The organism is Aromatoleum aromaticum EbN1 (genome assembly GCF_000025965.1).
GTDB classification, from domain to species: Bacteria; Pseudomonadota; Gammaproteobacteria; order Burkholderiales; family Rhodocyclaceae; genus Aromatoleum; species Aromatoleum aromaticum.
Genome location: NC_006513.1, coordinates 3,106,238 through 3,124,156 on the forward strand (window position 1 = coordinate 3,106,238; position 17,919 = coordinate 3,124,156).

Below are 17,919 nucleotides of genomic sequence, written 5' to 3' on the forward strand. Positions count from 1 at the left end.
AACGTCGTTTGTCAGGCCGGCTACCCTCGCGCGCTTTGCGCGGAGACCGAGGATGCCGGCGGAGCGGATTGCCATGCACAAGATCAGGGAGCTGTTGCGGCTCAAATACGACTGCGCGCTGTCGCACGAGCGCATTGCCCGCGCGCTGTCGATTTCCAAAGGAGTGGTCGCCAAGTATGTGAAGGCGGCCGAGGAGTGCGGCCGGCCGTGGGCCGAGTTGTCGGCGGCCGACGAGGCCGAGTTGCGCCGGGTGCTGGGGGTCGCCCGGCGTGGACGTGGCGCGAGCGTCGCGAATGTGCCGCCGGATCTGGCGGCGGTGCATCAGGGGCTCAAGCGAAAGAACGTCACGCTGGCGCTGCTGTGGGAAGAGTACGTGCAGACGGCCGACGGGCCGAGCTATCAGTACTCGCGCTTTTGCGACCTGTACCGCGCGTTCGCCCGCACGCTCAAGCGCTCGATGCGCCAGGTGCACCGCGCCGGCGAGAAACTCTTCATCGATTACGCGGGCGACACGGTGCCGATCGTCGACGCCGACACGGGCGAGATTTCGCGCGCGCAGATCTTCGTCGCGGTGCTCGGCGCCTCGAGCTATACGTTCGCCTGCGCCACGGCGACGCAGTCGCAGGCCGACTGGCTGGGCTCGCTCGCCCGGGCGCTGGCCTTCATCGGCGGCGTGCCCGAGCTCGTGGTGCCCGACAATACGCGCTCGCTCGTCGGGCAGGCCGACCGCTACGAGCCGCAACTGCAGCGCACCACCGCCGAGTTCGCCGCGCACTACGGCGTGGCGATCCTGCCCGCGCGCCCCTACAAGCCGCAGGACAAGGCCAAGGTCGAAGTCGGCGTGCAGATCGTGCAGCGCTGGATTCTGGCGCGGCTGCGGCATCAGCGTTTCTTCTCGCTGGGGGAGTTGAACGAGGCGATCGCCGCGTTACTCGAGCCGCTGAACACGCGTGCCTTCCGGCGCCTGCCAGGCTCGCGCCACGAAGCGTTCGAGACGCTCGATCGGCCGGCGCTGCGCCCGTTGCCCGCCACCGCGTTCCAGTTCGCCCAGTGGAAACGGGCCAAGCCCAATATCGATTACCACGTCGAGTTCGACGGGCATTACTACAGCGTGCCGTATGCGCTCGCCGGCCAAGCGGTGGAGTTGCGCATCACCGCGAGCAGCATCGAATGCTTTGCCGCGGGCCGTCGCGTCGCGGTGCATGCGAGAAGCCACCGGCCCGGCGTCTACTCCACGCTCACCGAACACATGCCCGCATCCCATCAGGCGCATCGCCAGTGGTCGCCCGGCAAACTCATCGCCTGGGGCGCCACCGTCGGCCCGCACACCGAGCAGGTGGTCAGCCACCAACTCGAACGCATGCCGCACCCCGAGCAGGGCTACCGGGCGTGCCTCGGGCTGATGCGCCTCGGTCGCCAATACGGCAACGAACGGCTCGAAGCCGCGGCGACCCGCGCCGTCACCCTCGGGGCGATGCGTTACCGCAACGTCGCCTCGATCCTCAAGAGCGGGCTCGACCGCGCACCGCTCCCCGCATCCACTGCGCAGCAAAGCGAGCTCGCGCTACCGGCCGCTCACGAGAACCTGCGCGGTGCGCGCTACTACCACTGATTCCACCCACCGGAGAACATCGATGCTGATGCAACACAGCCTGCAACAACTGCGCACCCTGCGCCTGGAAGGCATGGCCCGCGCCTTCGAGGAGCAGCTCACCCAGCCCGCCATCACCGCGCTCAGCTTCGAGGAGCGTTTCGCCCAGCTCATCGATCGCGAGATCCTGCTGCGCGACGGCAAACGCATCGATCGGCTGCTCAAGGCCGCCCGCATCAAAGCCGCTGCCGCCTGCCTGGAGGACGTCGACTACCGCGCCGGGCGCGGCCTCGAGCGCAGTCAGATCGCCGCGCTCGGAACCGGCCAGTGGATTCGCCATCACCAGAACTGCCTCATCACCGGGCCCACCGGCAGCGGCAAGACCTGGCTCGCCTGCGCGCTCGCCAATGCCGCGTGCCGGCAGGGCCTCGCGGCCTATTACGTGCGTCTGCCGCGGCTCTTCGAAGAGCTGCGCATCGCGCATGCCGACGGCAGCTTCAGCCGACGCCTCATGCAGCTCGCGCGCATGGATCTCATCGTCATCGACGATTGGGGCCTGGCCGCGCCGTCGGCGCAGGAGCGAAGCGACCTGCTGGAGCTGCTCGACGACCGCGTCGGCACGCGTTCGACCGTGATCACCAGCCAGCTGCCGATCGAGCACTGGCACACCTACCTGGGCGACCCGACCTTCGCCGATGCGATCCTCGATCGCGTCGTGCACGCCGCGCACAAGCTCGCCCTCAAGGGCGAGTCGATGAGAAGAAAGGAAAAGGCATGAGGCCGTGCGCGCGAGACGCCTTACCCACAGGCGCCCGCCCGCCAGCGTATGAGGCGCGCTGGCGGCCGCCTGTGGATAAGCCTGCGCCGTGCCTCGAATTGACCGTGATCGTGACCGACGCGGTTAGAATCTGAACACCACGCTTCGCGCGCAGACCCCCCGGTCACGTTCGTCGGTGCAGGCGGTCACGTTCGTCGGAATGCGCAGCTGCGCTTGAGCTTGATCGCAAACTGGATGCCGTGCCGGTGTACTACTACCGGCTGACCTTCGATGACGATCATGAGGACATCAACCCCACACAGTTGACCCGCCGTGGCGCCCGCATGTTGAGCGGTGCCAATGGCTGGTGCGCGGTGACCGATGGCGAGCCCTTGCGGGTGTTGAGTCTTCGGCCCTTGAAGGTGCTCAGGCACGAATGGAATGGGATGTGTTGCACGGCGTCCGATGAGACCGCAGGCACGCTAAAGAGCGCCAACCCGAGCGAGCGGGAAGCGATTCAGCGTTTGCTGAATCAGTGCCTGATGCAGGGTGCCAGAAAGCTCGCATACTCCAGCGATGGTGGTCTCGAGGCCGAGCAGGGTGCGGGGAATCTGGTCCGGCTGACCGCCTGCCAGCCTTCGGAGCGTGTAAGCGCGGGTGGCGATTATCTTGACGCATTTCAGAGCGTGACGCTGATTCCCGATGTGCTGCCCGACGGCACCGCCTTGGTGGGGTTCGATGTAAGGCATCGCTTGCTGCCCCGGCCGCATCTGACCCTTGACTGGGTGATCCGAAAGCGGCCCGAGTGGATGGAGGGTATTCGGCGTGTCCGTCACCGGTATGTGTCCAACGGGCAGTACGGAACTGCCGAGTTGATTGGCATTGCGACTGGCCGGACGGCACTTTCCACCTTTCCGACACCGAAGGGTGAGGTCAGCTTGCTCGGCTATCACGAGAGCAAGGGCAATCTTCCGGAAGGCGAGCGGGAGGCAGTGGCGGCTTCGCATGTGGTGCAGGTGCGCTACGGCAGGGATACGCGTGCAAAGCCTATGGAGCACCTTGCGGCCTTGCTGCAGCCCATGTTCGGTTTCGACACACTGAGTCAGATCGACAGCCGTTTGCTGGAGCGGATTGCCCGCAGTCTGAAATGGCCGGTGGGGGAGCGCTTGAAGGCGGCAATCCGGCTGGTCAAGGGGCTGAAGGTCAGCGAACTGGACGCATGTCTGCAGGCCGTTGAGGATACGCAGCGCTTTGCCCGCGATCTGAAGCCGGAGTTTCGGCTACTCTTTCGCGGTGCTGCGGTAGCAGACAGCGAAAGGGCGGTATTGCGCCACGGCGCCTACCAGGGGATGACGCGAAAGCTGGTTGTGCCCTTGGTCGTAGGGGGTACGGCCTTGGAGCAGGCGGTCGCTGTTCGCCACTTCGAGGCGGTCGAGCGCGTTTGTCGCCAGTGGCATTCCGATCTGCCGTCCTGGAAGACAGCGCCGCCTGCAGGGGATGCCGAAGCATTGAACCAGCGTCTTGCTCAGCGTAAGCCGGAGAACGCCTTGCTGCTGATTGGTCTGGGGCGGGGCGCGGACAAGCGGAAGATTCGTAACGTGGCTTACCGCTACGGACTGGCGACGCAGTTCATGCGGCTCGATCACCCGCCGAGGACCTATCAGTCCACCTACTACAACAACCTGGCGGCCGGCGTGTTCAGCAAGGGGGGCGGCGTGCTGTGCGCGATTGACGACATGCCGGGCGAGACTGACCTCTTCATTGGTCTCGATCTGGGCGGTGTCAGCCAGCGGGCGCCCGGGCTTGCCTTCCTGTTTACCCGTGAGGGGGCACAACTGGGTTGGCAACTCGCCGAAGCGCAGCGTGGCGAGCGGGTTGAAGATGCCGTGTTGGGTGATCTGCTCGAGCGTAGTCTGCAAGCATATCGGCAGGTGCACTTGGGCGCGCTGCCGCGCAGGATTGCGCTGCACCGCGATGGGCGGCTATTCGAGTCGTTGGACGTGATTCGCAACTTCGAGCGCGACTACTCGGTACGGGTGGATGTTCTCGAAGTGGTGAAGAGCGGTTGTCCGCCTTTGTATCGACGCGGGGTCGTTGCGGAGAACAAGAAGGCGTTCCGCAATCCTGAGGTGGGTGACGCATTCGAACTCCCGGGGCTGGATGAGTTGATCATCGCCACCTACAGCGGTGAGGAACTCGGATCGAGCTGGGGAGACAAGGTTACCGTGCGGCCGTTGCGCCTGCGCAAGCGTTACGGTGAAACGGATCTCCACACCCTCGCCAGACAGGTGGTGCTCTTGAGCCGCATACACGGGGCATCGCTTTACCGACATCCGCGACTGCCGGTGACGACGCACCATGCGGATCGTTTCGCAACGCTGCGGCAGGAGTGCAATCTGGATGACCTTTCCAAGATGGACCGGCTGTGTCCCGTTTACCTTTGAGCGGGCCTGCGGGTTCGTGAATCTGGAGTCGTTTTGAGTCATCAACGCATCATCGAAGCCCTGCAGGCGCAGTTTGCGACTCAGCAGCTTTTGTTCTGGGACGATCCCGAAGGAGAGTTCTCCACTTGGGTCGATGGTCTGAGCCTGCACGGGGTCAAGATACTGCGGCTAGACCGCACCTCAGCCCTGCAGGTGAAGCTCGACGTCGAGCACTCACCTGGCACGCGCTGGCTGTTCTACCGCCCTGCAGCCGAACCCGATCCGGCGAAGGACTGGCTCCTCGATCTGCGCCTGCGGGGTCGGGCGTTCCGTGCGGACTCGAACTCCATGCTGCTGGACGATCTGGGCCTGACGAGCCAGGCCCTGCGCCCGCATCTGAAGGCGCGCAGCAAGTTCCTGCGGGCCAAGGACCGCGTCGAAAAGCTGCGTCGACTGGTGACGCCGGGTGACGATGCCGAGGCGCTGGACCGCAAGATGCTGGCGGTGCTGGTGCGCTCGGAGCAGGCGGATTTCCAGACGATTCTTCTGCGCCTGTTGAGTTCGATGGTGCATGAGGGCGAGGCGGATCTGGCAGGCGAGCCGCGTGTTTGGCAGGACATTGTTGCCAACGAGCTGGATTCGGCGTTCTGGGCGCTTGCCTTGCAGACGCTTGGTTACGGTGCGGATGGCGTGGCGCCGGCCTTCACCTTGCGGGATCTGTTGTACCGGATCCTGGTGACGGATTTTTGCCGGTCCTTGTCCGGAAAGGCGCCGGAGTCGCTGCAGCATTTCGTGCTGCCGGATCGTATGCTGGCGGCCAACGCGTCGGTGTTCGCAGCGCGGTGGCGGACCGACATGGCGGCTTACGAAAGCTACAGTCTGCTGTCGGACGCCGTTGCCGGCGAGATTGCACTGGACGGCGTGCTGGGTGCGTTGCCAGGTGAGGCGCTGGCCGAGACCATGACCTTCGCGGCAGTGGAGCGCCGCATCCTGAAGAACCTGAAGGATCGCGTGCTGGCTGGCCCAGGCGCGAGCGACGAGGCGATGCAGGCGCTGATCGCGCGTCGCCGCGATGGCCATTGGGCGAGTCGGTTGATGGCGCAGAGCTCGAGCGAGAGCCGGGCGCTGGCGGCGTGCTACGACGCCATCGAGGCCGGAGCGGCGTTCTTCGCGCTGAAGGCGCGCTTCGACGCCGGCTTCAGCTTTGCCGGTGCGGAGGCGGCGCTGAAAGCTTACCAGTCCGAGCTGTTCCGCTTCGACCAGTTGTATCGACATTTCCATGAGGCAGCGGAGAAGGTCGAGCCGATGGGCTGGGCGGTGCTACACGAACTGCGCGCGCGCATCGAAGACACCTACACGGGCTGGTTCCTGCCGCAGTTCGGTACCATCTGGGCCAAGGTGATCGAGGGCGAGGGCGGCTTGCTGAGTCACTGGACGGTCGCCGGGATGCCGAACCAGCATCGCTTCTTCGACACCCAGGTGGCGCCGCTGCTGAAGGTGGGGGCCAAGCGGGTGTTCGTGGTGATTTCGGATGCCTTCCGTTTTGAAGCCGCCGAGGAGTTGGTGCAGCAGCTCAACAGCAAGAGCCGATTCAAGGCCGCACTGTCGTCGCAGCTGGGCGTGCTGCCGAGCTACACCACGCTCGGGATGGCGGCGCTGCTGCCGCATCACAGTCTGGCCTACAAGATCAACAGCAACCTCGATGTGCTGGCCGACGGGCAGCCAGTGTCGACGCTGGAACAGCGAAACGCACATCTGGCGAAGTACGAGGGCCTGGCGATCAAGGCCGATGAGCTGCTGACCTTGGGGAAGGACAAGGGTAGGACGCTGGTGCGCGAGCGGCGGGTGATCTATGTGTATCACGACCATATCGATGCCCTGGGCGACAAGCAGGCCACCGAGGGGATGACGTTCCGCGCGGTGGACGAGGCCATAGGCCAGCTTTCGCAGCTGGTGAGCTTCATCATCAACAGCTTGAACGGCTCGACAGTGCTGGTCACTGCAGACCACGGTTTCATCTACCAGGAGGCGCCGCTGCTGGCTGCGGACAAGTCGGCGCTCGACGCGCAGCCCGAGGGCACCCTGAAGGCGAAGAAGCGCTACCTGCTCGGGCGCGGCATCGGCACTTCGCCCAAGGCATGGTGTGGCAACACGGCGCTGACGGCGGGCACGGCCCCGGAGGGTAGCCTGGACTTCTGGGTGCCTAAGGGGGCGAGCCGTTTTCACTTTGCCGGCGGGGCGCGCTTCGTGCATGGCAGCGCGATGCCGCAGGAGATCGTGGTGCCGGTGATCACGGTGCGCGAGAGCGAGTCCGACAAGGAGAAGGCGCGGCATGTGGAGTTCAGCCTGCTCGGCGCGTCGAACAAGGTCGTCACCAACACCCAGCGCTTCGAGTTCATCCAGACCGAGGCTGTCTCCGACAAGGTGCTGCCGCGCACGGTGGTGATCGCGCTGCGCGATGGCGACCGGCTGATCAGCAACGAGCAGACGCTGACCTTCGACAGCGCCTCGCAGCTGCTCGACGAGCGCAAGCGCTCGGTGTTCCTGACCGTGCTCGCGGGCACTTACGACAAGACGCACGACTATTGGCTGACTGTGCGCGATGCCGCGATCAAGGTCGAAGTGCTGCGTGTGCCGCTGCGAGTCGACCTCGCCTTTACGAATGACTTTTGAAACACACATGACCGAACCCGTGGATACGGCCCGACTCGATGGGCTCCTCAACGCGCACTTCGCCGGCAAAGTGGTCCGCAAGGACCTGACCAAGCTGATCAAGGAGGGCGCCAACGTCCCGGTGTATGTGCTCGAGTACCTGCTCGGGATGTACTGCGCATCGGACGACGAGGCGACGATCCAGAACGGGATGACGATGGTCAAGCGCATCCTGGCCGAGAACTACGTGCGGCCGGACGAGGCCGAGAAGATCAAGTCGAAGATCCGCGAGAGCGGAAGCTACAAGGTCATCGACAAGGTGACTGTGAAGCTCAACGAGAAGCGCGACGTCTACGAGGCGCTGCTTTCGAACCTTGGGGTAAAGAACGCCGAGGTTTCGGAAACTTTCGTGCGCCAGTTTGAAAAACTGCTCGTGGGCGGGATCTGGTGCATCGTCACACTGAACTATCGCTTTGAGGAGAACCAGCGCGGCTCGCCTTTCACGGTGACCGATCTCAAGCCGATCCAGATGCCCAACATGGACATGGCTAGCCTGTTCGAGGGGCGGCGGGCTTTTACCGAGGATGAATGGATCGATGCGCTGATCCGCTCGACCGGCATGGAGCCGGGCTGCTTCAAGGATCGGGTGAAGTGGCACCTCCTCGCGCGGATGATTCCGCTGGTCGAGAACAACTACAACTTCTGCGAGCTGGGTCCGCGCGGCACGGGCAAGAGCCACATCTACAAGGAGATCAGCCCGAACAGCATCCTGGTGTCGGGCGGGCAGACGACTGTCGCCAATCTCTTCTACAACATGAGCGCACGCAAGGTGGGGCTGATTGGCCTGTGGGATACGGTCGCCTTCGATGAGGTGGCTGGCATCCACTTCAAGGACCACGACGGCGTGCAGATCATGAAGGATTACATGGCGTCCGGGTCCTTCAGCCGGGGCAGGGAGGCGATCAACGCCAATGCCTCGATGGTCTTTGTGGGCAACATCAACCAGAGCGTCGAATCCCTGGTGAAGACCAGCCATCTGCTCGCCCCGTTTCCCGAGGCCATGATCGACTCGGCCTTCTTCGACCGCTTCCATGCCTATGTGCCGGGCTGGGAGATCCCGAAGATGCGCCCGGAATTCTTTACCAACCAATACGGCCTGATCGTCGACTACCTGGCCGAGTACCTGCGCGAAATGCGCAAGCGCAACTTCGCCGACGCGATCGACAAGTGGTTCAAGCTGGGCAACAACCTCAATCAGCGAGATACGATAGCAGTGCGGCGGACGGTGTCAGGCTTGCTCAAACTGCTTTACCCGAATGGCGAGTACGACAAGGAGGCCGTGCGTCGCTGCCTCGAATATGCGCTGGAAGTACGCCGCAGGGTGAAGGAGCAGTTGAAGAAGATCGGCGGGATGGAGTTTTACGATGTGCATTTCAGCTACATCGACCTGGAAGACAGCCAGGAGCGCTTCGTCACCGTGCCCGAGCAGTCAGGCGGTGCGCTTATTCCCGAGGGGCGGCTCAATCCCGGTACGCTGCATACGATCAGCCTGGGAGAGTCTGAAATGCCGGGTACCTACAGGGTGGAAGTCCAGGCCATTGCTGGTAACGGCAAGGCATCGGTCTCCGGTGTGGCACCGCGCGAAGCCGTGAAGGTGGCCTTCGATTATTTCAAGGCCAATGCAAGCCGGATCAGCGCTTCCATCAAACCGGGTGAGCACGACTTCCACCTGCATCTGCTGGAGCTGCAGCACACCGGAACGCCGAAGGCATTCACCCTCGCAGGACTGATCGCTTTGTGTTCTGCCGCGCTCGCCAAATCGATTCAGCCTCAAATGGTGGTGCTGGGCGATATGAGTCTTGGTGGTACCGTGGTCCAGGTCCGCAATCTGGCCGAGAGCCTTCAGGTGGCCTTTGATGCGGGTGCCAAGCGAATACTGTTGCCGATGTCGAGCGTGATCGACATTCCGACGGTTCCCGGTGAGCTCTTTGCAAAGTTCCAGACAAGTTTTTACTCGGACCCGGTGGATGCTGCATTCAAGGCGTTGGGCGTCGAGTAGCTGGGCATGGCGATCATTGACATTTGCTAAATATTGATACCAATGGATAACTATCGAAAGCTGAACCTGCTGAATCATCCTCTTGCCGGTAGCCTTTTTGAGGAAATGTGTTCGATGCGCCATCCGGCCGAAATCGACCCTGTCCTGATGCGTTACGGGATCGTCGGCCTGGCGTGTGCTGCCGGAGTCCCGAGTCGATGAGCTACGCCAATTCCCGCATTCCCGCGAGCGCCCAGTCCGGCATCCACGAGCAGCTCTTGCGTCGCGTCGAGCGCCATCTCGCCGAGCCGTTCCGTAAGCCTTATGCCGACTACAACCGGGCCGCTTTCGCCGCGAGCCTGGAACGGTGGAACGGAACGGCGCCGCTGATCCTGGACGCCGGCTGCGGCGTCGGACACAGCACGATCCAGCTGGCGCGCAGCTTTCCCGACCATTGGGTGATCGGCGTCGACCAGTCCGAGGACCGCCTGAGCCGGCGCAAGCCCTACCCGCAGGCGCTGTTGCCGACGAACATGGTGTTCGTGCGCGCCGATCTCGTCGACTACTGGAGACTGTGTTGCGATGCCGGCCTGACGCTTGCCCGCCACTACATCCTGTATCCGAACCCGTGGCCGAAGATCGGGCATCTGGCGCGGCGCTGGCACGCCCACCCGGTGTTCCCGTTCATCCCGCGGCTCGGCGGTGTGCTGGAGTGCCGCAGCAACTGGCACGTCTATATCGAGGAATTTGCGTGTGCGCTGGGGCGCGTGACCGGCCGGGAAATCATCCCGGAGGAATTCGAGGCGACGATACCGCTGACGCCTTTCGAGCGCAAATATCGGGACTCCGGCCAGCAGCTGTATCGCATCGTCTGCGACCTCGGCCCTGCAGCTTGCGTGCCGCTGCCCGAAGGCGCACCCTGCGTGCCTTGACGGAGAAGCCATGATGAATATCGAAGCAGCGCCCCAGGACGAAACGCCGAATTCCCATCTGCTCGACGACGCCGAGTTCGAAGCCCTCGAAGAGCTGCTCACGTCCGACGCGGTGCCTGAAGACTGCATGGACCTGGAGATGCTCGACGGCTATCTCGTCGCGGTGCTCGCGTCGCCCCAGCGGATCGCACCCGAGCGGTGGCTGCCCGAAGTGTGGTCGGCGCATGGCGAGGACGCGTCGTTCGGTTCGGGAAGCCGGATGCAGCGGGCGATCGGGCTGGTGCGGCGCTATTACAACGAGCTGGCGACCACGATCGGCGAGCCCGAAGGATGGGAGCCTTTTTGCTACGCGGCCAGCGACGGCGATTCGTTGCGCATCGGCGAGGAATGGATCGAAGGCTTCGCCCAGGGGCTCGAGCTGTGGTCGGACGATTGGGACCGGGAAGTGCCCGAGGACGCGGCACAGGTCGTGCGGGATGCGATCGATACGATGATGGCGCCATGGGCCGACGAAGCTGCGGCTAGCGCGGCCGATGATGCCATGCGGCTGCAATGGCTGGAGATCGCCGTCACGAGCGTCGGGCAGATCATCGGGCAGTGGCGACCGCTCGGGCTCGCACCGGTCGAGCTGCTGTCGGTCGATGAGCCGGCTGCACCGGCACCGGCAAGTGCGGGGCGCAACGAGGCCTGTCCGTGCGGCAGCGGCAAGAAATACAAGAAATGCTGCGGCGCCCCGCGATGACTGGCAGTTCGGCCTGTCCGGCGCCCCTGTCAAGGGCAGGGCGCGCGCCCGGCACGGCTTGCCGCTGTTGCAGTTCTGAAGCGGCTCGGCGTGCCGGCGCGCCGCGAGCGTCGGCTTCGGGGGCTTGCGGTTTCGATCACGCGGGAAATCCGACCGACGTCAGCAGGTGCAGTGGACCGATGCGGCGCACGACGTCGATCTGTTCGGGGCGGCGAACGAACAGCGACCCCGCGAAACCCAGCGCGTTCACCGAGATCCCTTCATGCTGCTCGCGGCTGCGCGGAACCACGACGAGCCAGCCGCCGCCGGTCAGCATGTTGTAGGGCGGCATCGGATCACGGTCCGCAGCGAGGCCGAGGGCGGCGCAGGCGGCGTGGAAAGCCTGATGCAGGGCTGCTCCGTTGAGGGCGGCGGAATCGCTGCCCGGCGGCGCGGGCCGGAGACGCACGAAACGATGTCGCCACGGGAGCTTCGCGTCGAATATGGCCTCACCACGCCCGACCACGGGCAGGCGGGCCGTGATGCGGTCGAAGTTCGAGCTGGCCGGAGTGGTGCCGGGAATCCATTGGAGATGCTTGTGGCGCTGGCTCGCGCCGGCTTCGGTGCCGCCGTTGTAGAAACCGAGCCCGCCGAGCTCGGTGGTGACGCGCGCGAGGGCGACGAAATCCGCAAGGCTGAGCGGCGTGGTCTGGGATTCGAACGCCTGCGTGACGATGAGCAGATGGCGCTCGATCACCGGATATTTGTTCAGCACCGCGAGATGGTGTTTGCCGACCGGCCCGACGTTCAGATCCTCTTCGGGCGGCAGGAAAGGATTATGGTCCGGGTCGCGGCGCAACGCCGCGCTGACCCGGCCGGCATCCTTCAGCGCGAGCGAAGATACCCAGCGAACGGTGAAGTCGAAGTCTTCGTCGCGGATGAGTGCGCGCTCGGTGCGGATTGGCTGCAGCGCCCCCGATTCGTTCGCGTGGACGTACGTGCGGTCGATTCTCGGCAGGAGCGGCAGCGGCATGTTTCTCGTTCACGGAAGCGGCAGACGGTGAGCTGGCAGTGTAGGCTCACGGCTTCCGATCGATCAATTGATTCGCGCAGCTCGAGGGGGTTGTGCGGGAGCATGCAATGACAATTTCCTTTGCCGTGCGCGGCGAATACGTCCAGCTCGATCAGCTGCTGAAAGCAACAGGTCTGACCGGGACCGGCGGCGAAGCGCATGCCGCCGTCGAACGCCAGCTTGTCCTCGTCGACGGGCGGGTCGAATTGCGCAAGCGGGCCAAGCTGCGCCCGGGCCAGACGGTCGCTTTCGGCAACGAGACGGTGGTCCTCGTCGCTGAGCATGGGTGAGAACCCTCTCAGCGTTCGTGCGGGGCCGGATCGGCCGCCGTAGCACGGGAGAATTTCTCCCACAGCCATCCTCCGGGCAGATCTCGCCCGGTCAGCACATAGGTGAGGGCATGTTCGTTCGATAGCGTCAGGTCGAATTCACGCCTCGCCTCCTGTCGACCGATCAGCAGCAGCTCGTCGCCCGCCCGGATTTCAGTCTCGGGATCGGGCAACAGCAGGTGATCGTCATCATCGCGGTGCAGGTACAGCACCTCGCACGCGAGCTCATCATTGCGGTTCGACGGCGCGCGCAGGATTTCCTCCAGGGCGATCGTCGAGCCATGCATCAGCTTGTGGTGGAGCGCCGGGGCCTGCATGAAACTGATGCGTTCGCTCCAGACGCTGGGTACCTGCCAGCCGAATTTTCCGGTCAGCCTGTCGAGCAGCGCCGCGCACCAGGGTTCGTCGCGGCGCTTGACCTCGTTCAGGAAGGGTACGAGCAGCGGCGTCGTCAGGATTGCCAGGCATTCGTGCGCAATGATTTCGCTGGGCACGACGTCGACGTCGGAATCGTAGGCCTCGAACAGTGAGCGGTTGGCATAGTGATTCTGGCGCAGGATCACGAACAGCGCGGGATTCAGTTCGCGCGCGGTGACCGCGATCGACAGGTTGTCGACGTCGTTGCCGGTGCCGGCGATGATGCCGGCAGCTTCGCGTACGCCTGCCTGCTCGAGCGCCGCGGCGCCGGTGCCATCCCCCTGCACCCAGCGATGGTGAGGGTCGTCGGACGATTCGCGGTCGATGATCGTAAGCGATACCGCAGATTCCTGTTCCATCGCCTGCACCAGAACTCGCCCGAAGCGGCCGTGGCCGCATACGATCCAGTTGCCCGACGGCGGATCCCGCTCGCGCTCGACGGTCGTCCCCGGCAGTCCCGTCAGCCAGGTCAGCAAATGCCACGCGGCCGGCGCGTGCAACGCGAGCGACAGGTATTCGGCGAACTTCTCGAACGGGTTGATGATGTGACGCGTGCCGAACGAAGCCATGTTCGCAGCGGTCTCCGGTGTCTCGGCGCGGCACAGCGCCGGGATTTTCGACGCGAGCAGGCGGGCGGCGATCCCGATTGCGAGGTTCGCGCTGTCGTCGTTCGTCAATGCGATCACGCCGACGCAATACGGATGGGTGAGGCCGGCGAACTGCAGCAGTTCGGGGTTGCGCGCATCGGCACACATCGTCGGCACGTCCGCCCGGTAGCTGTGCAGGTCGATCTCGCCGGCCTTGACTTCGTCGCATTCCACGACGACGGCGCGATAGCCGAGCTGGTCGAGCGCGCCGCAGATCAGCCGTCCGGTTTCGCCATATCCGCACACGAGGTAGAACGGCTCACGCAGGCGCTTGACCGCGCGCAGGAAGCGATGCGTGCGGATCGCCAGTTGCAGGCTGCGATCGGCGAGCAGGGCAAACACGGTGCCGATGCTGTATGCCCAGCCGATCACCGACAGGTAGATGCACAGCGTCACCCACAGTCGCTGCTGGTCTGAAAATGCGTGCGGAATCTCGCCGAAGCCGATCGTCGTCGCCGTGTAGCTCATGAAATAGAGCGCGTGGAAGAAGCTCAGGTAGTGCACCTTGCCTTCGTCGTCCACGCCCGGCGCGAGCGTCAGCCCCAGCACCGAGATCGCAAGGATGCTGATGAGCAGGATCAGCGGCGCGCGCAGGCGGCGCATGATCAGCAGAATGATGCTGTGATGGCGCAGCAGAGGCGTCATCGGCGCGCCTCGCCGCCTAGCGGCGCTGCATGATCGTTTCGGCGATCAGGATCACCACCGACACGACGTTCGCGAACAGCGCTCCGCCCGACAGTGAAACCACCCGCGCGACCATCTCGGGTGTCACTCCCCCGGCAGAGACATGCGCGGCATAGCCCCAGACCATCGCGGCCGCGATGAGCTGCAGGTCCGCCACCAGACTCGTCGCCAGATGGACCGCGCCGATCTGGGTGCGGTCGCCGAACTTCAGGACGGTCGCGATCAGGCTCACGACGAACGCGGCGAAAAGCTCGTAGATGTCGTGGTGCGAAGGATCGTCGATGTCGCCGACGAAGAAGCCGAAGTTGAGGGTGGCGGCGAGCACGATGAAGAAGCCGAAGATGACTTTTTCGAGGTTCATGTTTTTCTCGTTGCCGGATCGCTCCGAGGTGCGTCGGTTGCCGTCGGAGTTCAGCCGGGCGGGATATTCTTCCGGCAATTATAGGGGCCGGGGGGCGCCGCGCGACGGCTTCACTCGTGAATATCGCCCTCCACATACTGCCAGCGGCCCTCGGTGCGCACGAATCGGCTCGTCTCGTGCAGGCGATGGGCGCGGCCGCCGACGCGGTATCGCGCGACGAACTCGACGACCGCGGTGTCGGTGCCGGTCTGGACGTAGTGGCGGATCTGCAGCCCGATCCACTTTCGCGCCGGCTCCGCCGTGAAATCGATCGCTGCCGGCCGGCTCGACGGATGCCAGCTCGCCAGCAGATACGCCTCGTCGCCTACGGTGAACGCCGTGTAGCGGCTGCGCATCAGCGCCTCCGCGGTGTCGGGCAGGAGCTGGCCGGCGATGAGCGGAGCACAGCAGTCGTCGAACGACCTGCCCGACTGGCAGGGGCAGGGCAGGGAGGCGGTCCGTCGCATCGGCGAACTCGAATTCCGAACTCGAATTCTATTGCACGCGCCCGAGAATCTCCCGCAGTACATACGACAGGATGCCACCATGACGGTAGTAATCGACCTCGACCGGCGTGTCGATGCGGCACAACACCGGGACCTCGATCCTCTCGCCATTGCGCCGGTGCGCGACCAGCGACAGATCCTGCTGGGGTTTGAGCGTCGCATCGATGCCGAGGACGTCGAACGTCTCGTCGCCGACGAAACCGAGGCTCTCCCACGAGTCCTGGCCCTTGAACTGCAGCGGCAGCACGCCCATGCCAACGAGATTCGAGCGATGGATGCGCTCGAAACTTCTGGCGATGACGGCCCTGACGCCGAGCAGCTGCGTGCCTTTCGCGGCCCAGTCGCGGCTCGAGCCGGTGCCGTACTCCTCGCCGGCGAAGATCACCGTCGGCGTGCCGGTCGCCATGTAGGCCATCGCGGCGTCGAACACCGTCATCTGCCGGTCGTCGAGAAGCGTGTAGCCCCCTTCGACGCGCGAGCCGTCCTGTTTCGGCGGCAGCATCATGTTCCTGATCCGCACGTTGGCAAAAGTGCCGCGCACCATCACGTCGTGATTGCCTCGCCGCGAGCCGTAAGAGTTGAAATCCTGCTTCGCGACGCCCTTGGCGATCAGCCACTGCCCTGCCGGAGTTGTCTCCCTGAACGAACCGGCCGGCGAGATGTGGTCGGTCGTGACCGAGTCGCCGAGCATCAGCAGCACGCGCGCGCCCTTGATGTCGGCGACGGCGCCGGGTTGAGGCGAGAAACCTTCGAAGAACGGCGGACGCGCGATGTAGGTCGACTCCGGCCACGCGTACACCTGTCCCGCCGGCGCCGAGATCTCGTTCCACAGGTCGTGGTCTTTCGTGAAGTCGGAATACAGGCGCTTGAAAGTCGCCGGATCCATCGCATAAGGCATCACTGCGGCGATCTCGTCGGACGTCGGCCAGATGTCCTTCAGGTACACATGGTGGCCGTCCACTCCGGTGCCCAGCGGGTTCTCGGTGAGATCGACGTTGGCCCGCCCCGCGATCGCGAACGCGACCACGAGCGGCGGCGACGCGAGAAAGTTGGCGCGGATGTTCGGATGAATGCGCGCTTCGAAATTGCGGTTGCCGGACAGCACTGCGGCGGCGACGACGTTATGCTCGCCGATCGCCTCGTTGAGCTCCGGCGCGAGATCGCCCGAGTTGCCGATGCAGGTCGTGCAGCCGTAGCCGGCCAGCGCAAAGCCGAGCTCGGCGAGCGGCTCGAGCAACCCGGCCTTCTGCAGGTAGTCGGTGACGACGCGCGAGCCCGGCGCGAGCGAAGTCTTGACGTGAGGTTTCACGCGCAACCCTTTCGCCACCGCTTTCTTCGCCAGCAGGCCGGCGGCGATCAGCACGGCCGGGTTGCTGGTGTTCGTGCAGGACGTGATCGCGGCGATGAGGATGTCGCCATGGCCGAGGTCGACGCCCGGCAGCTTCGTCGGAAAACGCGTGCCGAGTGCAGCTTCCGGCTGGCCGAAGCCGTTTTCGCTCGCCGGCCGGGAGAACAGCCGGTCGAACATGTCTTCCATGTCGGACAGCGGGATGCGGTCTTGCGGCCGCTTCGGACCGGCGAGCGACGGGACGATCGATGCCAGATCGAGCGTCACCGTCTCCGAGTAGTCGATCTCGCCCGCCTGCGGCACGCCGAACAGCTGCTGCGCCCGGAAATAGGCTTCGAACAGTTCGCACTCGGCGTCGCTGCGACCGGTGCCGCGCATGTAGGCGACAGTCTTGTCATCGATCGGGAAGAAGCCCATCGTCGCGCCATATTCAGGGGCCATGTTGGCGAGCGTCGCCCGGTCGGTGACGGTCAGGCTGGCGGTGCCTTCGCCGAAGAACTCGACGAACTTGCCGACGACCTTGTGCCGGCGCAGCAGTTCGGTGACGGTCAGCACGAGGTCGGTCGCCGTGACGCCTTCGTTCAGTCGCCCCTTCAGTTCGACGCCGACGACGTCCGGCGTCAGCAGGTAGACCGGCTGGCCCAGCATGCCGGCTTCGGCTTCGATCCCGCCGACACCCCAGCCGACGACGCCGAGGCCGTTGATCATCGTCGTGTGCGAGTCGGTGCCGACCAGCGTGTCCGGGTAATACAGCATGCCATCGCCGGTGTCGTGCCCGCGCACGCCGCGGAACAGATATTCGAGATTGACCTGGTGGACGATGCCGATGCCCGGCGGCACGACGCGGAACGTGTCGAATGCCTGCATCCCCCATTTCATGAACTGGTAGCGCTCGCGGTTGCGCTGGAATTCGAGTTCCATGTTCTGCCGCAGCGCGAGCGGCGAGCCGTAGTGATCGACCTGCACGGAATGGTCGACGACCAGATCCACCGGCACGAGCGGTTCGATCAGCTTCGGGTCCTTGCCCATGTCGGCCGCGACGTTGCGCATCGCCGCCAGATCGCACAGCAGCGGCACGCCGGTAAAGTCCTGCAGCACGACGCGGGCGACGACGAACGGAATCTCGGCGGTACGCGGCGCGTTCGCAGTCCAGCCGGCGAGCTGGCGCACGTGGTCTTCGGTGATTTTCCTGCCGTCGCAATGGCGCAGCACGGCTTCCAGGACGATGCGGATCGACACCGGCAGGCGCGAGACCGTCGCGACGCCGGCGGTCTCCAGTGCCGGCAACGAGTAATAGCGGCCGCTGCGCCCGGTGGGGGTGGAGAAGGTCTGGAGCGTGTCGAACAGAGTATGGAGCATGGTTCGTCTCCCGAGGATTGGGACTTCGTCGAAGGGCGCGAGG

The 17,919-nt window shown here is 64.7% G+C and carries 13 protein-coding genes; 8 read left to right on the forward strand and 5 right to left on the reverse strand.

Translation table 11 applies throughout. The annotated features are described in order from the left end of the window. The first annotated feature begins 52 nt into the window (after positions 1 to 52). The 7 genes from istA (at position 53) to EBN1_RS14840 (ending at position 11,135) form a co-directional block, all read left to right on the forward strand. A complete protein-coding gene (gene istA, locus EBN1_RS14810; RefSeq protein ID WP_011236187.1) occupies positions 53 to 1,612 on the forward strand; it encodes an IS21-like element ISAzo4 family transposase in 1,560 nt (519 codons plus the stop codon). A gap of 22 nt (positions 1,613 to 1,634) precedes the next feature. Next, positions 1,635 to 2,369 (forward strand): IS21-like element ISAzo4 family helper ATPase IstB, encoded by a 735-nt coding sequence (istB, locus tag EBN1_RS14815; protein WP_011236010.1) that lies wholly within the window; start codon positions 1,635 to 1,637, stop codon positions 2,367 to 2,369. A gap of 245 nt (positions 2,370 to 2,614) precedes the next feature. Further along, positions 2,615 to 4,792 (forward strand): argonaute PAZ domain-containing protein, encoded by a 2,178-nt coding sequence (locus EBN1_RS14820; RefSeq protein ID WP_197531817.1) that lies wholly within the window; start codon positions 2,615 to 2,617, stop codon positions 4,790 to 4,792. Positions 4,793 to 4,825: 33 nt separating this feature from the next. Beyond that, on the forward strand, positions 4,826 to 7,444 hold the full coding sequence (pglZ, locus tag EBN1_RS14825) for a BREX-1 system phosphatase PglZ type A (RefSeq protein ID WP_011238782.1): 2,619 nt from the start codon (positions 4,826 to 4,828) through the stop codon (positions 7,442 to 7,444). A 7-nt stretch (positions 7,445 to 7,451) separates the two neighbouring features. Next, positions 7,452 to 9,482 carry a protease Lon-related BREX system protein BrxL gene (gene brxL, locus EBN1_RS14830; protein ID WP_041646445.1) on the forward strand — a complete coding sequence of 677 codons (2,031 nt, stop codon included), beginning with the start codon at positions 7,452 to 7,454 and terminating at the stop codon, positions 9,480 to 9,482. 197 nt (positions 9,483 to 9,679) lie between these two features. Further along, complete coding sequence (gene trmB, locus EBN1_RS14835) at positions 9,680 to 10,393, forward strand: tRNA (guanine(46)-N(7))-methyltransferase TrmB (RefSeq protein WP_041646447.1); 714 nt, start codon at positions 9,680 to 9,682, stop codon at positions 10,391 to 10,393. A gap of 13 nt (positions 10,394 to 10,406) precedes the next feature. Beyond that, positions 10,407 to 11,135 (forward strand): UPF0149 family protein, encoded by a 729-nt coding sequence (locus EBN1_RS14840; RefSeq protein ID WP_011238785.1) that lies wholly within the window; start codon positions 10,407 to 10,409, stop codon positions 11,133 to 11,135. A 136-nt stretch (positions 11,136 to 11,271) separates the two neighbouring features. On the opposite strand, the gene EBN1_RS14845 is transcribed toward EBN1_RS14840, so the two are convergent. After that, the gene (locus EBN1_RS14845; RefSeq protein WP_011238786.1) at positions 11,272 to 12,147 is read right to left on the reverse strand and encodes an ATP adenylyltransferase family protein; all 876 of its coding nucleotides are present in this window, start codon (positions 12,145 to 12,147) and stop codon (positions 11,272 to 11,274) included. A gap of 107 nt (positions 12,148 to 12,254) precedes the next feature. Between EBN1_RS14845 and EBN1_RS14850 the strand changes: the two genes are divergently transcribed. Further along, on the forward strand, positions 12,255 to 12,476 hold the full coding sequence (locus tag EBN1_RS14850; RefSeq protein WP_041646449.1) for an RNA-binding S4 domain-containing protein: 222 nt from the start codon (positions 12,255 to 12,257) through the stop codon (positions 12,474 to 12,476). Positions 12,477 to 12,484: 8 nt separating this feature from the next. Here EBN1_RS14850 and EBN1_RS14855 read toward each other — a convergent pair whose 3' ends face one another. The 4 genes from EBN1_RS14855 to acnA all read right to left on the reverse strand — a co-directional run bounded on the left by EBN1_RS14855 (position 12,485) and on the right by acnA (position 17,876). Next, positions 12,485 to 14,224 (reverse strand): potassium channel family protein, encoded by a 1,740-nt coding sequence (locus tag EBN1_RS14855; protein WP_011238788.1) that lies wholly within the window; start codon positions 14,222 to 14,224, stop codon positions 12,485 to 12,487. 16 nt (positions 14,225 to 14,240) lie between these two features. After that, positions 14,241 to 14,624, reverse strand: coding sequence for a DUF6394 family protein (locus EBN1_RS14860; protein ID WP_011238789.1), 384 nt, complete (start codon positions 14,622 to 14,624; stop codon positions 14,241 to 14,243). A gap of 110 nt (positions 14,625 to 14,734) precedes the next feature. Continuing rightward, positions 14,735 to 15,130, reverse strand: a complete 396-nt coding sequence (locus EBN1_RS14865; RefSeq protein ID WP_011238790.1) for a YchJ family protein — start codon at positions 15,128 to 15,130, stop codon at positions 14,735 to 14,737. 28 nt (positions 15,131 to 15,158) lie between these two features. Further along, entirely contained in the window at positions 15,159 to 17,876 is a 2,718-nt protein-coding gene (gene acnA, locus EBN1_RS14870; RefSeq protein ID WP_011238791.1) for an aconitate hydratase AcnA, read from the reverse strand. Between the last annotated feature and the right edge of the window lie 43 nt (positions 17,877 to 17,919).

Excerpts from the sequence above, each read along its gene's own strand:
- EBN1_RS14840 (WP_011238785.1), top strand. The coding sequence starts at position 10,407 with ATGAATATCGAAGCAGCGCCCCAGGACGAAACGCCGAATTCCCATCTG.
- istA (WP_011236187.1), top strand. The coding sequence starts at position 53 with ATGCCGGCGGAGCGGATTGCCATGCACAAGATCAGGGAGCTGTTGCGG.
- EBN1_RS14845 (WP_011238786.1), bottom strand. The coding sequence starts at position 12,147 with ATGCCGCTGCCGCTCCTGCCGAGAATCGACCGCACGTACGTCCACGCG.
- brxL (WP_041646445.1), top strand. The coding sequence starts at position 7,452 with ATGACCGAACCCGTGGATACGGCCCGACTCGATGGGCTCCTCAACGCG.
- EBN1_RS14850 (WP_041646449.1), top strand. The coding sequence starts at position 12,255 with ATGACAATTTCCTTTGCCGTGCGCGGCGAATACGTCCAGCTCGATCAG.
- istB (WP_011236010.1), top strand. The coding sequence starts at position 1,635 with ATGCTGATGCAACACAGCCTGCAACAACTGCGCACCCTGCGCCTGGAA.
- EBN1_RS14865 (WP_011238790.1), bottom strand. The coding sequence starts at position 15,130 with ATGCGACGGACCGCCTCCCTGCCCTGCCCCTGCCAGTCGGGCAGGTCG.
- EBN1_RS14860 (WP_011238789.1), bottom strand. The coding sequence starts at position 14,624 with ATGAACCTCGAAAAAGTCATCTTCGGCTTCTTCATCGTGCTCGCCGCC.
- EBN1_RS14855 (WP_011238788.1), bottom strand. The coding sequence starts at position 14,224 with ATGACGCCTCTGCTGCGCCATCACAGCATCATTCTGCTGATCATGCGC.
- acnA (WP_011238791.1), bottom strand. The coding sequence starts at position 17,876 with ATGCTCCATACTCTGTTCGACACGCTCCAGACCTTCTCCACCCCCACC.
- trmB (WP_041646447.1), top strand. The coding sequence starts at position 9,680 with ATGAGCTACGCCAATTCCCGCATTCCCGCGAGCGCCCAGTCCGGCATC.